This is a genomic window from Streptomyces sp. HUAS 15-9, assembly GCF_025642155.1.
Classification (GTDB): domain Bacteria; phylum Actinomycetota; class Actinomycetes; order Streptomycetales; family Streptomycetaceae; genus Streptomyces.
This window is the reverse complement of sequence record NZ_CP106798.1, coordinates 572,575-587,413: the sequence shown is the minus strand read 5'-3', so window position 1 is coordinate 587,413 and position 14,839 is coordinate 572,575. Positions and strand designations below refer to the sequence as shown.

Below are 14,839 nucleotides of genomic sequence, written 5' to 3'. Positions count from 1 at the left end.
GAGTCCGCTACTGGTCCTCGAAGAGCGGAGTGCTCAGATAGCGCTCGCCCGTGTCGGGCAGGACGACGACGATCAGGGCGTCCTTGTGCCGCGGCCGGCGTGCCAGGGTCGAGGCGGCGTGCAGCGCCGCACCCCCTGAGACGCCCGCGAGGATGCCCTCGGTGCGGGCGAGCCGGCGTGCCTGTGCACGGGCCTCGGACACGGAGACCGTGCACACCGCGTCGTAGAGGGAGGTGTCGAGCACCTCGGGAACGAAGCCGGCGCCGAGGCCCTGGATGCCGTGGGGGCCGGGCGAGCCGCCGGACAGGACGGGCGACTCCGCCGGTTCCACGGCCACGACGGTGACCGCCGGGTTCTTCGCCTTCAGCACCTGACCGACTCCGGTGACGGTGCCGCCGGTGCCGACTCCGGCGACCAGCATGTCGATCTGTCCGTCGGTGTCCTGCCAGATCTCCTCGGCGGTGGTGCGCCGGTGGACATCCGGATTGGCCGGGTTGGCGAACTGCTGGGGCATGAACCAGTCGTTGGCCTCGCGGAGTTCGGCGGCGCGGGCGATGGCTCCGGTCATGCCTTCGGACGCCGGGGTGAGGACGAGCTCGGCACCGTACGCGCGCAGCAGGGCCCGGCGTTCGACGCTCATGCTCTCGGGCATGGTGAAGGTGACGGGGTAGCCCTTGGCGGCGGCCACCATGGCCAGACCGATGCCGGTGTTGCCGCTCGTCGGCTCCACGATGCCCTGTCCGGGCCGCAGGGTGCCGGTGGCTTCGGCGTCCTCGATCATCGCCAGGGCGATGCGGTCCTTGACGCTGCCGCCCGGGTTGGCGGACTCCAGTTTGGCGACCAGGCGTGCCGGGAGGTCCTCACCGTACCGGGACAGCTCCACCAGGGGTGTCCGGCCGATGAATGCCGTGATCGAGGGGTGTATCGCTGCCATGGCTGTCCTCTTCGGGTCTTTCTGTCGATGCGGGGGCAAGGAGAGGGGAAGCGGCCGGGGTCTGGCCGAACGGGTCCGCGACGGGGTGGGTGCGGGTGGTGATGTCCGCGTGACCGGCGCGCACGCTGGAGTGGGCGGGGACATCGCTCAGGACGAGGGCATGGGCACCGACCACCGTGTCGTCACCGACATGGACGGGGCCGAGTACGGTCGCGCCGACGCCGAGCACCACGCGGTCACCGACGGTGGGGTGTCGCTTGGTGGCCTTACGGTCGCGCCACCAGCCGGTGCCGCCGAGGGTGACGCGGTGGTAGAGCATCACGTCGTCTCCCACCACCGCCGTCTCACCGATCACCACGCCCATGCCGTGGTCGATGAAGAAGCGCCGGCCGATGACGGCCCCGGGGTGGATCTCTATGCCGGTCATGGCGCGGGAGAACTGGGACAGCGCCCGCGGCAGCAGCGGCAGCCGCATGCGATGCAGCCGGTGTGCCAGCCGGTGGAACCAGATGGCCCAGAGCCCCGGGTACAGCAGGACCTCGACCACGTTGATGCCGTGCAGCGCAGGGTCCTTGCGGCAGGCCGTGCGGAGATCTTCGACGATCATGCGATGTCTCTCTCTGGGCTCCGGAGGCGCCGGTTCCGCCGCACCGCTGTCCAAGGACGGCTGGTGTCGGCGGCCGGGGAGGCGGGCCGGAGCAAGCGACGGGGGGTGCTTCTCACCCACCGGCTCAGGCGGACGGTGATCTGCGGCGCCGGCTGACGCACAGACGGCGGACGCAGCATGCCGACGGCCGGCTCGGGACGGGGCGGTACGGGCGGGAGGAGACCCTTTTCGGGCTGGTCGGGCGACATCGTGCGGCGTCTCGTCCCGTGGCGAGCCGAAGGGGCCGCCGGCAGCGGGCGTTCGAGGGCTGCGCGTTGTTGCCGTTCTCCATGGGATCGAACGGTAGAGCAGCCCGGGCTGGCGCGACCCGGCCGAATTGCCCATGTCGTGCGGCCGATCGGCCCATGTCGGACAGGGTCATAGGGGACCACTGGTCCAGCGTGCTGGACCCGCCCGGCCCAGGCACCGTGGGCCGCGGCCAGGAATGCTCATCAGCGACCGGAAGGGAAGGCGCCACGGAAACCGCGCCGGACGGCGGCCATTCTTGCGCGTGGGCCGCGGTCGGGGGCGGTGTTCTTCCCGTCCGGTCGACGTCCGGCCGCCTGAAAGGCCACCCAGGCGGCCGGACCCATGTGCCGCGCCCGACCGGAAGCCCCGTGCTCACCCGGACCTCGACCAGCGTCCGGGGCACGTGCCCGCTTCCGGCGCTCTCACCGGCCTCGGTCGCACCCGACCGGTCACGTTCCGCTGGAGATACCGAAGATGAACACCGTCACCCTCGCGTCAACCCCCGAGGAAGCCGCCGCCGCTACCGCGGCCGAGGCGTACCACACCCGCTTGACCGGTGAACTCGCCGGACGCCTCGAGATGCTTCTCCAGGCCATCGAACGCGATCCCGGTGACGTCGAGCACATCCGCAGCGGCCTCGTCGAGTACTGCGAACGCGTGCTCCTGCCGTACATCGCCGCCGAGGAGACGGTTCTCTACCCCGCCGCCCACCAGGTTGCCGAGGCCCGGCTGCTCATCGAGAGCCTGATCTCCGAACGCCGGGGCATCATGGCGCTCGTCGACGCGTTGCGCGAGGCACCCACGGCGGAAGTCGCCCTGGCCGAGGCCCGCGCACTGGAGGTCCTCTGCGGCCAGCACTTCGCCAAGGACAACGACCTCGTGCTGCCCCTGCTCGCCGGCCGGCCGGGCATCTCCCTGGCCGTCCTGGTCACGGCCCTGCACGAGCTGTACGGGCCGGAACCGGACACCGACGACGGCGAGTTCGCGCGGGAGGCGGCCGAGGAGCGGACCGGTGGCGGCGGAGGCTGCGGCTGCGGGGGCGGAGGCTGCGGTGGTGGGGGCGGTGGCGGAGGCTGCGGCTGCGGTGGTGGCGGAGGAGGCTGCGACTGCGGTGGTGGCGGCGAGCCGGACGTTCCCGAACTGGACGTCCGTGCCGTACCGCACGCGCTTCGGCACGCCACGGTCTTCGGCGCGCTCGACGCCGTCCGGGTCGGCGGAGGGATCGTCCTGGTCGCACACCATGACCCGCTGCCGCTGCTGGAGCAGATCGAAGAGCGCTCGCCCGGCAGGTTCGCCGTGGAGTACACGGAACGGGGTCCGGAGATCTGGCGGCTGGTCTTCACCCGCCGCTGAGGGTGCCGGCCCGGCCCGCCCAATGGGGCCGAACGGCCCAGCCGGTACGGGAGGAAAGGCCCCGTAGATCCAGCCATCCATGAGGTTAGCCTCGCCTTACTGAATATGGCACTTGGCGGGCTCGTCCCGGCATGGCGTGGTGGAGGCACGAATGCGCAGCGCTGGCATGGACTTCGAAGGGGAGGCCGGCCCGTCGCCGACGGTGCTCCCCGACGGGCGGATACTCCCCCTGGCCGATCTGCCGCCCGGTGCCAGGGCCACCGTCGTCGACGTGCTTGCCGTCCGGTCGACCGTCGTGGCCCGGCGGCTGGGCGACCTCGGATTCACCCCAGGAGCGGCGGTGGAGGTCGTGCGCCGGGCCCCGCTGCGTGACCCGGTCGTCTACCGGGTCAAGGACTACGAGGTGTGCCTGCGCCGCACCGAGGCCGCGTGCGTGCGCACGGTCGGAGCGGAGCGGTGACCGCGGGCTGTCATGGCGTCGGCGAGACGGACGCAACCCTGACCGCGGACCCTCGGATCGCCCTGGTCGGCAGCCCAAACTCGGGCAAGACCAGCATCTTCAACGGCCTGACCGGCCTGAAGGCCAAGACCGGCAACTACCCCGGAGTGACCGTCTCCCGGTTCATCGGCACCTGCCGCACCGGGGGAAGCAGTTGTGTGGTCGAGGACCTGCCCGGCACCTACAGCCTGGACCCGGTCAGCCCGGACGAACAGATCGCGGTCGACGTCCTCGACGGACGGCAGGACCAGGCGGCCCGCCCGGACGCACTGCTCGTCATGGTGGACGCCACCACCCTGCGCCGGTCCCTGGGACTGGTCGCACAGGTCCTGGCGCGCGGCCTGCCCACCTGTGTGGTGGTCACGTTCATGGACGAGTTGACGAGCCGTCAGGGACACCTGGATCTCGACGGGTTCGCCCAGGCCCTCGGTGTCCCGGTGGTGGCGGTGATCGGCCACCGCGGGCACGGCATGGGGCAGCTGCGCGCGCAGCTCGCCTCCTGGCAGACCTGGACGTCCCCGCCGCTCGCCCCGCCCACGGAGCCGGCGGAGCGGGACGCATGGGCCGAGTCGGTGCTCGCCTTCGCCGGCTACCGGGCCCCCGAAGTGCACAAGATCACCCGGCGCGTCGACGCGGTGCTGCTGCATCCGCTCTGGGGCACCATCGTGTTCTTCGCGGTGATGATGCTGTTCTTCCAGACCGTCTTCACCTTTGCCGCCCCCCTCCAGGGCTACGTCGAGTCCCTGTTCGGATGGCTCTCCGGCCTGGTCGCCGACCATGTCGGCAACCGCTGGCTGTCCGGGCTGCTCGGCGACGCCCTCATCGGCGGTGTCGGCGGCGTGCTGGTCTTCGTCCCCCAGATCATGCTGCTGTTCCTGCTCCTCGCCCTGCTGGAGGGCGTCGGCTACATGTCGCGGGCCGCCTTCCTCATGGACCGGGTGATGGCCCGCGCCGGGCTGGAAGGCCGCGCCTTCGTGGCGCTGCTGTCGTCGTTCGCCTGCGCGATCCCCGGCATCATGGCCACCCGCACCCTGCCCTCGGCCAAGGACCGCCTGGCCACCATGATGGCCGCTCCGCTGATCACCTGCTCGGCGCGGCTGCCCGTCTACATCCTGCTCATCAGCCTGCTCGTCGACCCGGCGGACCACATCGGCCCGTTCGGCGCGCAGGGGGTGATCATGTTCGGCCTGTATCTGCTCGGTGCGGTCTCGGCGATGCTGGCCGCCTGGGCGTTCAAGAAGATCGGGGACCTCCGCGGCCCGCTCGTGCCGTTCTACATGGAGATGCCGCCCTACCGGCTGCCCGCGCCGCGCTCGGTGCTCATCGCGATGGGCACCTCCGCCCAGGCCTTCCTGCGCAAGTGCTCGACCATCATCGTGGCCACCAGCATCGGGCTGTGGCTGCTGCTGAACCTGCCGCTGCACTCGGTGGCGCAGATGCGCGCCGACGGCGTCGACACCGCCAACCCGACCGCCGTCACCGCGTACACCGTCGACCACAGCTACGCCGCCGACCTCGGCCGTCTGGTCGCCCCCATCTACGACCCACTCGGCTTCGACTGGCGCATCAACGTCGGTGTGATGTCTGCCCAGGCGGCCCGCGAGACCTTCGTCGCCACCCTCGGACAGGTCGCCGCCGCCGAGGACCCCGAACACCCGAAGCAGGCGCTGCGGGACATGACCTACCCCGACGGGCCGCACGCCGGGCAACGTGTGTTCACCGCGCCGACGATCGCCGCACTGCTGGTCTACTTCGTCTACGCGCTTCAGTGCATGGCCACCGTCGCGGTCATACGACGGGAGACCGGCACCTGGAAATGGCCGGCCATCGCCTTCACCTATCTGACCGGGCTGGCCTGGCTGATGGCGTATCTGGCGGCCACGGTCACCGGCGCGCTGGGCGGGTGAGGCACGATGATCCCGCTTCACCCCCAGCAGGTCCCGGGCCGTCCTGACCAGTTGCGCTGGATCATGCCGGCCGGGACGCTGCCCTGCACCGGCCCGCTGACCGCGACTCCCGCCCCGTTGGCCGCGCTCGTCGAGGACGGCACCCTCGCCTCCGTCACGGCGGAGCCGGCGGCGCTCGTCACCGCCCTCGGCCCCGGCCGCTCCTGGTCCCGCGAGGGCGCCCGGGTCCGCACCGCGATCCATTCCGCCCTCGACGACTGCGCCGGCTGGAGCGCGGCGGACACAGGAGAGGCGTCGGCCGACGACGCGCTGCTGGACCGCGCGGCACACGACCTCCTCGGCGGGGCGGTCGGGCAGTTCGCCCGCTCCCACGGCGGCGCCATCGAACTGGTCGGCGTCCAGGACGGCGTCGTCACCGTGCGCCTCGCCGGCGCCTGCCACGGCTGCCCGGCCTCCTGGATCACCCTGCACCACCGCCTGGAACAGCAACTGCGCAACCGCTGCCCGAGCCTCGTGGCCGTCAGGAACGCGAGCTCCTCGAAGTCCGTGGCCGGCCTGACGAAACGACTCCCGGGCGTACGACGCGCGGGATGAACTCCGCACAGGCGACAAGGACCGCTCGGCAAATGAGCCGAGCGGTCCTTGGTTTGTTCCGACGCTGTGTTCTGACGCTTAGTTCCGCCAGTCTGTGTTCCTGCGGTCGGTGTTCCTACACTCCGGGCGCTCCCCAGCCCAGGGGCAGCACAGTGGTCTGCGTACCGGCGCGGCCTCCTCCCGGCGGGATGACCGCCATGGCGGAGGCGCCGGCCAGCCCGCGCAGCATCGCCGGGCCATGGAAGCGCAGCGGTACGGCCCGTGCCCTGCCGTCCAGGGCCACGGGCACCAGGCGGGTGTCGGCGGGATGGCCGGGCACATCGGAGGCCAGCGCGGTCGTCACCGACGCCTGAGAGACCCGGCCGCCCAGTGTGCGCAGCAGCGGTTCGACGAGGGTCAGCACGCCGGAGACGGCCGCCAGGGGATTGCCCGGCAACCCCACCAGATGCCCGCCGGACGGCAGTTCGGCCAGCAGCATGGGATGACCGGGCCGCACGGCGACACCGTCGACCAGCAGCTCGGCACCGATCCTGTGGAGAACGGGATGGACGAAGTCGGCGGGACCTGCGGCCGTCCCTCCCGTCGTGATGACGAGGTCCGCGCTCGTCCCGGTGACCGCCTCCAGCAAGGCGTCCGCGTCGTCCACGATGCGCCGTACGGCGCTCACCTCCGCCCCCAGCATGCTCAGCCACGGCGGCAGCAGCGGACCCAGCGCATCCCGGACCCTGCCCTTGGAGGGCAGCCCGTGCTCCAGCAACTCGTCGCCGAGCACGAGGAGTTCCACACGGGGACGTCGGGTGACGGACAACTCGTCGTAACCGGCGGCGGCCGCCAGCCCGAGCACCGCCGGGGTCACCGGCACCCAGGCACCGAGCAGGGCCTCGCCCGCCCGGCACTCCTGGGCCCGCGGCCGGAAGTCCCGGCCGGGTTCGGGTGCCCCGTGCGGGGCGTGCAGGACAGAGCCGTCGACATGTCCGTGTTCCCGGCGCAGGACCGCGGTCGCCCCGGGCGGCAGGGCGGCGCCGGTCGCGATCCCTACGGCCCGGCCGTCCGGGAGCCGGCCGCCGGGCGCCTGTCCGGCGAGCAGGAGCCCGGACAGCTGCCAGGGCCCGGGACCGGCAACGGCCCAGCCGTCCATCGCCGAGGTGTCGAAGGACGGCAGGTCGGTCAGTGCGGACACCGGTTCGGCCAGCACATGGCCCAGCGCCTCGGCGAGGGACAGGCGAACGGCGGGCAGCGCGACTGCCGCGCTGCCCGCCGTGTCATGTGCTTCGAACCAGTCCGTACGCCCGTGACCATGCGTGGACGCGATGCCGGGGGAGTGGGGAACGCCGGGGCGTTCCTCCTGCCGCGGCCCGCCGTCGAGAGTGAGGGATACGAGACCGTTCATGATGTTCAGCCGCCGGCGCCCGTTCCGTGGTCGGTCTCAGCGGTCCATCGCGCGGCGAGTTCCGCCGCGCGACGGGCGGCCTCGGCCACGGCCTGGGGGCCGCCGCCCTCCAGGCCTGCCGCGTAGCCCACCAGGAAGGTGGTCAGCGGCGCGGCGGGCCGGGCGACGCCGTGCGCGGTGTCCCGCGCGAGATCGAGCAGGACGGCTCTGTCGACCTCCAGGTCGATGCCCAGCCCTTCCTTCACCGCGTCGATCCATCGGTCCATCGAGTGTGCTCCGTTCTCAGTACTGGCGTGGCCCCGTGAGGCCCGGCTCAGGCCACTCGCCGGGCGCTCTGCCGGGTCCTGGACGTCGCCACGGGGGTGTTCGTCCGGCGGCGGTAGACCAGGTACGGGCGGGCCAGATAGCCGATCGGCACGCTCCACACATGGACGAGGCGGGTGAACGGCCAGGCCGCGAAGAGCAGGCAGGCGCTCAGGGCGTGCAGCTGGAACAGCAGCGGGGCGCCGGACATCGCATCGGGCTGGGGCTGCAGGATGAAGATGCCGCGGAACCAGACGGAGATGGTCTCCCGGTAGTCGTAGCCCGGCCCGAAGACGTTGTGCGCGGCGGTGGCCGTGATGCCGAGCACCACCACGGCGGACAGCAGCGGGAAGAGGAACTTGTCGCTGCGGTCGGTGCCGAGGCGGATCCGGCGGGTCAGCAGCCGTCGGGCGCACAGCATGCCGAGTCCGGAGACCATGGCGACGCCCGCCACCGAGCCACCCCATATGGCCGTGGTGTGGTACTGGTGCTCGCTGATGCCCGCGGCCTCGGTCCAGGAGGCGGGGATCACCAGGCCCATCACATGGCCGCCGATGACCATGAACGTGCCCAGGTGGAACAGCGGGCTGCCCCAGCGCAGCCAGCGGTGCTCGAGGAGCTGGCTGGTGCGGGAGGTCCAGCCGAACTGGTCCTGCCGGTAGCGCCAGACGTGCCCGACGGCGAACACGGCCAGGCAGATGTAGGGGAACGCGACCCACAGCAGCAGGTCGGCGCCGCTGGTGGTGGCGAGGGAGGCGGCGGTGCTCATCGGTGGCCTTCCGGGGAGGACAGGGGCGGCATGAGGGTCGGCGGGGCCTGCTCGGGCGGGACGAAGGTGCCGGGCGGGGCGAACTCCCCGCTCCCGTACGGGTCGATGCCGACGTCCTCGTTGGGCGGTCCCTGGGCGGCGAGCTCGGCCACCGCCTTCAGGTCGGCTTCGGTCGCCGGCGGCAGGAGGCTGAGCAGTGCCGCCAGGACATGCCGGTACGGGGAGTCCGTGTCGGTCAGCGCCCGCAGGATCAGGTCCAGGCCGCGCCGGTGCTGGCGCAGCGGGGCCTCGCCGGGGCCCGGCCCGCAGAGCGCGGCGAACTCCAGGGCGACCGGGAGGTGGTCGGGCAGTTCCCCGCCGTCGGAGTCCCAGCCGGCGGCCCGATAGCGCTGGGCCAGGGTGAGCAGGGCCATGCCACGCCGACGGGTGTCGCCGTGCATGTAGTAGGTGAGGTAGAGGCTGCTCTTGCGGCGCAGGTCGAACGTCTCGACGTAGTGACGTTCCAGCTCGTCGGGTTCCTGTGCGGTGAACCAGGCCATGAAGTCGGCCAGTTCGGTGGCGGCCGGTGAGGGCTCCAGCGCATCCACCGTGGCGGCGACGACCGGCCGGGCGGCGATGAGTTCGGCGTCCGGGTACTGCAGCAGCAGGGACATCAGCCGCAGCAGCAGGGCACGGTCCTCCGCCTCACGGGGCGTGAGCGGCGCCCGGCGGCGGGCCGCCGCGCGGATACGGGTGCGCACGATCCCGGGGACGGAGGTGGGCAGCGGGCTCACGCGTGGCCTCCGGCGGGAGCGTCGGGGTTGCGGCGGCGCAGCGTCGGGATGCCGAGCATGACGCGGCGGCCGTCCGCGGGCTGGGGATCGCCGGAGGACTCCACCGGGCAGCGGTTCTCCATCGCGGACAGTGCCGCGGCGTCCTCCTTGTGCGCGGCGGGGATGACGTACCGGTCCTTGTACTTGGCGATCGCGAGCAGCCGGTGCATGTCCTCCGCCTCGCGGACGGTCAGGCCCACGGCCTTCAGCGCGCGCTCGTCGCCGGCCTCGCCGAGGATGCGCTCGCGCATGAACGAGCGCAGCGCGGTGAGCTTCATCAGCACACCCGCGACGACGTCGGTGTCCCCGGCGGAGAACAGCTCCGCCAGGTACTCCAGCGGGATGCGCAGCCGGGTGACGGCGGCGAAGACATGGTCCGGGTCGTCCTGGTTGCCGCCCGCCGCGTCCACGGCGTCCAGCACCGGGGACAGCGGAGGCACGTACCAGACCATCGGCAGCGTGCGGTACTCCGGGTGCAGCGGCAGCGCCACCTTGTACTTCGAGATCAGCGCGTACACCGGGGAGCGGCGGGCGGCGTCCAGCCAGTCCTCGTGGATGCCGGACGCGCGGGCCGCGGCTATCACTTCGGGGTCGGACGGGTCGAGGAAGACGTTGCGCTGGGCGTCCAGCAGGTCCTTCTCGTCCGGGGTGGCCGCGGCCTCGCCGACGCGGTCGGCGTCGTACAGCACCAGTCCGAGGTAGCGCAGTCGTCCCACGCAGGTCTCGGAGCAGACGGTGGGCTGCCCGGCCTCGATGCGCGGGAAGCAGAAGGTGCACTTCTCGGCCTTGCCGGTGGCGTGGTTGACGTACACCTTCTTGTACGGGCACGCGGTCACGCACATGCGCCAGCCGCGGCAGCGGTCCTGGTCGACCAGGACGATGCCGTCCTCCTCGCGCTTGTACATCGCGCCCGAGGGGCAGGCGGAGACACAGGCCGGGTTGAGGCAGTGCTCGCACAGCCGGGGCAGGTGGAAGAGGAAGGTCTGCTCGAACTCGAACTTGACCTTGTCCGCCCATTCCCCGGTGAGGTTGGGGTCGGCGCCGGCGTTCTCGGGCGCGCCGCCCAGGCTGTCCTCCCAGTTGGCGCCCCAGGTGATGGAGGTGGGCTTGCCGGTGAGGACGGAGCGGGGGCGGGCGACGGGCATGTCGTCGCCCGCGGGGGCGCTGACGAGGTTGTCGTAGTCGTAGGTGACCGGCTCGTAGTAGTCCTCGATGGACGGCAGGTCGGGGTTGGAGAACAGCGACAGCAGACGCTTGACCCGGCCGCCGGAGCGCAGCACCAGTCGGCCGCGCTTGTCGAGCATCCAGCCGCCCTTCCACTGCTCCTGGTCCTCGTAGCGGCGGGGGTAGCCGACGCCGGGCTTGGTCTCGACGTTGTTGAACCAGGCGTACTCGACGCCGGTCCGGTTGGTCCAGGTCTGCTTGCAGGTGACCGAGCAGGTGTGGCAGCCGATGCACTTGTCGAGGTTCATCACCATCGCCACTTGGGCCATGACGCGCATGTCAGTACTCCACATCCTGCGAGCGACGGCGGATGACCGTGACCTCGTCGCGCTGGTTTCCGGTCGGGCCGTAGTAGTTGAAGGCGTAGGTGAACTGCGCGTAGCCGCCCGCGAGATGGGTGGGCTTGAGCAGCAGCCTGGTCAGCGAGTTGTGGATACCGCCGCGCTTCTTGCTGACCTCGGTCTTCGGCACGTTCACGTTGCGGTCCTGGGCGTGGTACATGTACACCGTGCCCTCGGGCATGCGGTGGGTGACCACGGCACGGCAGGCGACCACACCGTTGCGGTTGTACGCCTCGATCCAGTCGTTGTCCTTGACGCCGATCTTCTCGGCGTCCTGCGTGGACATCCAGATCACCGGACCACCGCGGGACAGGGCCAGCATGTGGGCGTTGTCCTGGTAGTTCGAGTGGATGGACCACTTGGAGTGCGGGGTCAGATAGCGGACCGTGACCTCGGCCCGGCCGTCACGCAGGTGTTCGTCGCCGTAGTGCCGGGGCGTGTTCAACGGCGGCCGGTAGACCGGCAGCTGCTCGCCGAGCTCGGCCATCCAGTCGTGCTGGACGAAGAAGTGCTGGCGTCCGGTGAGGGTGTGCCAGGGCTTCTTGTGCTCGACGTTGATGACGAACGGAGAGTAGCGGCGCCCGCCGGTCTCCGAGCCCGACCACTCGTACGACGTCATCACGGAGCGCGGCTGGGTGCGGGTGTCGGCGAAGGTGATCCGCTCCGCCTCACGCTCGGCGGCGAGTTCCACCAGGCCCTCGCTGCCGGTCTGCCGCTCCAGCTCCCGGAAGCCTTCCGTGGCGAGCCGTCCGTTGGTCGTGCCGGACAGGGCGAGGATCGCCTCGCACATGTCGGAGGCGGTGGCCAGGGAGGGGCGGCCGGCGGCGACACCGTCGCGGACGGTGCCGTTGCGGTGGCGCAGGTCCTCGATCTCCTGGTCCGGGTGGACGGTGACGCCCTTGGTGGTGGTGCCCAGGGTGTCCAGGAGCGGGCCGACGGCACGCATCTTCTGGCCGACCGCGGTGAAGTCCCGCTCGATGACGACCAGCTTCGGCATGGTGCGTCCCGGAACCGGATCGCACTCACCCGTCTTCCAGTCCTTTACGACGCCGCCGGGCTGGGCGAGCTCGTCGGGTGTGTCGTGCTGCAGCGGCACGGCGAGGACGTCGGTGCGGGTGCCGAGGTGGTCGACGGCCAGTTCGCTGAACTTGTCGGCGATCGTGAGGAACGTGTCGTAGTCGGTGCGGGCCTGCCAGGGCGGGGCGATGGCCGGCGTGAAGGCGTGCACGAAGGGGTGCATGTCCGTGCTGGACAGGTCGTCCTTCTCGTACCAGGTGGCGGCCGGGAGCACGACGTCGGAGAGCAGGCTGGTCGAGGTCATCCGGAAGTCCATGGTGACCAGCAGGTCGAGCTTGCCCTCGGGCGCCTCGTCGTGCCACACCACCTCCTTCGGACGGGCCTCGGGCGGAGTCTCCTCGGAGCGGACCGCCGCGTCCGTGCCCAGCAGGTGGCGCAGGAAGTACTCGTTGCCCTTGCCGGACGAGCCGAGCAGGTTCGCCCGCCACACGGTCAGGACACGGGGGAAGTTGGCCGGGTCGTCCGGGTCCTCGGCGGCGAACCGCAGCCGCCCGGACTTCAGCTCGTCGACGATGTGCTCGCGGACGTCATGTCCCTGCGCCTCCGCCTCGTCCGCCAGATCCAGCGGGTTGCGGTTGAAGCCGGGGTGACCGGGCGTCCAGCCCAGCCGTATCGCCTGCGTGAGACAGTCGGCGAAGCTCTTGTCCTTGAACCGGCCCTCACCGAGCGGCGAGGCGAGCTCGTCCGGCCCGAAGGCCTCGTAGCGCCACTGGTCGGTGTTCAGGTAGAAGTACGAGGTGCCCGCCATGTGCCGGGTGGGCCGCTGCCAGTCGAAGGCGAACGACAGGTGCTGCTGTCCGGTGACCGGGCGGACCTTCTCCTGGCCGACGTAGTGCGCCCAGCCGCCGCCGTTGACACCCTGGCAGCCGGTCATCGTCGTCAGGGCCAAAAAGGCCCGGTAGATCGTGTCGGAGTGGAACCAGTGGTTGGTTCCCGCACCGAGAGCGATCATGGAGCGGCCGTTGGTGCGCTCGGCGTTGCGGGCGAACTCCCGGGCGATCCGGGCCGCCTGCTCGGCCGGCACCGAGGTGATCGTCTCCTGCCAGGCCGGGGTGTGGGGCTCGCTCGCGTCGTCGTACGAGGTGGGCCAGGTACCCGGCAGGCCGGGCCGCTCGACTCCGTACTGGGCGAGCATCAGGTCGAACACCGTGGTGACGAGACGGCCGCCGATCCGGCGGGCCGGCACGCCGCGCACCATGACCGAGCCGCCCTCGGTGGCGCCCTCGTCGAAGCGGGGCAGGGCCACCGCGACCGATTCGTCGGCCCGCTCCAGCAGGCTCAGCTCGGGCACGGTGTCACCCAGGTCGAGGTTCCAGCGGCCCTTGCCCTCCTCGCCCCAGCGGAAGCCGAGCGAGCCGTTCGGGACGACCGGCTCGCCGGTCGCGCTGTCCACCAGGACGGTCTTGGAATCCGCGTGCTCGCTCGTCTCCCCGAGGTCGGCAGCCGTGAGGAACCCGTCCGGGACGAAACCGGCCTCGCGCTCGCGCAGCGTGACCAGGAAGGGGGCGTCGGTGAACTTGCGCAGGTAGTCCTGGAAGTAGGGCACCTGGCGGTCGACGAGGAACTCACGCAGGATGACGTGGCCCATGGCCATCGCCAGCGCCCCGTCCGTGCCCGGATGCGGGGCCACCCACTCGTCGGCGAACTTCACGTTGTCCGCGTAGTCGGGGCTGACCGCGACCACCTTCGTGCCGTTGTAGCGGGTCTCGGTCAGGAAGTGCGCGTCGGGCGTGCGAGTGACCGGGATGTTGGAGCCCCACATGATCAGATAGCCGGCGTTCCACCAGTCCGCGGACTCCGGCACGTCGGTCTGGTCACCGAAGATCTGCGGGGAGGCGACCGGCAGGTCCGCGTACCAGTCGTAGAACGACAGCAGCGTGCCGCCCATCAGGGACATGAACCGGGTGCCCGCCGCGAACGACGCCATGGACATGGCCGGGATCGGCGAGAAGCCCGCCACCCGGTCCGGGCCGTACTGCTTGACGGTGTGCACATGGGCGGCGGCGACCAGCTCGGAAACCTCGTCCCAGTCGGCGCGCACCAGGCCGCCCTTGCCGCGGGCCCGTTTGTACGCGCGCGCCTTCGCCGGGTCGCCGGTGATCTCCGCCCAGGCCGCCACCGGGTCGCCGAGCCGGCGCCGGGCCTCCCGCCACATCTTCAGCAGCGTGCCGCGCACATACGGGTAGCGGACCCGGCTGGGGGAGTACGTGTACCAGGAGAACGACGCTCCGCGCGGGCAGCCGCGCGGCTCGTACTCAGGACAGTCGGTGCCGATCGACGGGTAGTCGGTGGCCTGGTGTTCCCATGTGATGATGCCGTCCTTGACGTACACCATCCACGAACACGAACCGGTGCAGTTCACGCCGTGCGTGGAGCGCACCACCTTGTCGTGTGCCCAGCGGTCCCGGTAGAAGCTCTCCCACTGGGGGTCGCCCTCACCGAACACCGCGCGACCGTCCGCCGACACCTCACGGCGCGTAAGCAGCCGCCGGGCCGCCAGCGGCCATTTTTCTCCGGCACGCTGCTTGGCGGAGCGGGTGATCTTGTCGTTCTCCATGGTTGCGAACGCTAGGCGGTAGGGGGTGTCCCGCACGTGGGCCGAATGGCCCTCCCCCAGGGACTGACAGACCCGAGAAACCCGCTCTGGCCAGGGACCGAAGGCCCGCGCGGCAGGGACCGCCGGCCCAGGCGCCCGTAGGGGGCGTCCGGACATGATTGCGTCGACCGAACCGGAGGTTTTC

Annotated in this window: 11 protein-coding genes and 1 pseudogene; 4 read left to right on the top strand and 8 right to left on the bottom strand. The window is 71.3% G+C overall.

Annotated elements, in window-relative coordinates; all coding sequences use genetic code 11:
* Positions 1 to 7 precede the first annotated feature (7 nt).
* Together cysK and epsC are read right to left on the bottom strand one after the other, a co-directional pair.
* Complete coding sequence (gene cysK, locus N8I87_RS02575) at positions 8 to 934, bottom strand: cysteine synthase A (protein WP_263205074.1); 927 nt, start codon at positions 932 to 934, stop codon at positions 8 to 10.
* The gene (gene epsC, locus N8I87_RS02570; protein ID WP_263205073.1) at positions 861 to 1,541 is read right to left on the bottom strand and encodes a serine O-acetyltransferase EpsC; all 681 of its coding nucleotides are present in this window, start codon (positions 1,539 to 1,541) and stop codon (positions 861 to 863) included. The genes cysK and epsC overlap by 74 nt, the downstream gene beginning before the upstream one ends.
* 762 nt (positions 1,542 to 2,303) lie before the next feature.
* On the opposite strand from epsC, the gene N8I87_RS02565 reads away from it, so the two are divergent.
* The 4 genes from N8I87_RS02565 to N8I87_RS02550 all read left to right on the top strand — a co-directional run bounded on the left by N8I87_RS02565 (position 2,304) and on the right by N8I87_RS02550 (position 6,182).
* Positions 2,304 to 3,182: a DUF2249 domain-containing protein gene (locus N8I87_RS02565; RefSeq protein ID WP_263205072.1), complete on the top strand. Its 879-nt coding sequence runs from the start codon at positions 2,304 to 2,306 to the stop codon at positions 3,180 to 3,182.
* A gap of 151 nt (positions 3,183 to 3,333) precedes the next feature.
* A complete protein-coding gene (locus N8I87_RS02560) occupies positions 3,334 to 3,642 on the top strand; it encodes a FeoA family protein (protein WP_263205071.1) in 309 nt (102 codons plus the stop codon).
* On the top strand, positions 3,612 to 5,588 hold the full coding sequence (feoB, locus tag N8I87_RS02555) for a ferrous iron transporter B (protein ID WP_263205070.1): 1,977 nt from the start codon (positions 3,612 to 3,614) through the stop codon (positions 5,586 to 5,588). The genes N8I87_RS02560 and feoB overlap by 31 nt, the downstream gene beginning before the upstream one ends.
* A gap of 6 nt (positions 5,589 to 5,594) precedes the next feature.
* A complete protein-coding gene (locus tag N8I87_RS02550; RefSeq protein ID WP_263205069.1) occupies positions 5,595 to 6,182 on the top strand; it encodes a NifU family protein in 588 nt (195 codons plus the stop codon).
* Between the two features lie 115 nt (positions 6,183 to 6,297).
* Here N8I87_RS02550 and N8I87_RS02545 read toward each other — a convergent pair whose 3' ends face one another.
* The 6 genes and pseudogenes from N8I87_RS02545 to N8I87_RS02520 form a co-directional block, all read right to left on the bottom strand.
* On the bottom strand, positions 6,298 to 7,572 hold the full coding sequence (locus N8I87_RS02545; RefSeq protein WP_263205068.1) for a molybdopterin molybdotransferase MoeA: 1,275 nt from the start codon (positions 7,570 to 7,572) through the stop codon (positions 6,298 to 6,300).
* A 5-nt stretch (positions 7,573 to 7,577) separates the two neighbouring features.
* Positions 7,578 to 7,844: pseudogene (locus N8I87_RS02540) on the bottom strand (DUF6457 domain-containing protein); the annotation flags it as partial.
* Positions 7,845 to 7,885: 41 nt separating this feature from the next.
* Positions 7,886 to 8,644 carry a respiratory nitrate reductase subunit gamma gene (gene narI / locus N8I87_RS02535; RefSeq protein ID WP_263205066.1) on the bottom strand — a complete coding sequence of 253 codons (759 nt, stop codon included), beginning with the start codon at positions 8,642 to 8,644 and terminating at the stop codon, positions 7,886 to 7,888.
* Positions 8,641 to 9,417 (bottom strand): nitrate reductase molybdenum cofactor assembly chaperone, encoded by a 777-nt coding sequence (gene narJ, locus N8I87_RS02530; protein ID WP_263205065.1) that lies wholly within the window; start codon positions 9,415 to 9,417, stop codon positions 8,641 to 8,643. Before narJ ends, narI begins: the two co-directional genes overlap by 4 nt.
* Positions 9,414 to 10,958, bottom strand: coding sequence for a nitrate reductase subunit beta (narH, locus tag N8I87_RS02525; RefSeq protein ID WP_263205064.1), 1,545 nt, complete (start codon positions 10,956 to 10,958; stop codon positions 9,414 to 9,416). Before narH ends, narJ begins: the two co-directional genes overlap by 4 nt.
* Before the next feature lies 1 nt (position 10,959).
* A complete protein-coding gene (locus tag N8I87_RS02520) occupies positions 10,960 to 14,655 on the bottom strand; it encodes a nitrate reductase subunit alpha (protein WP_263205063.1) in 3,696 nt (1,231 codons plus the stop codon).
* Positions 14,656 to 14,839: the final 184 nt, after the last annotated feature.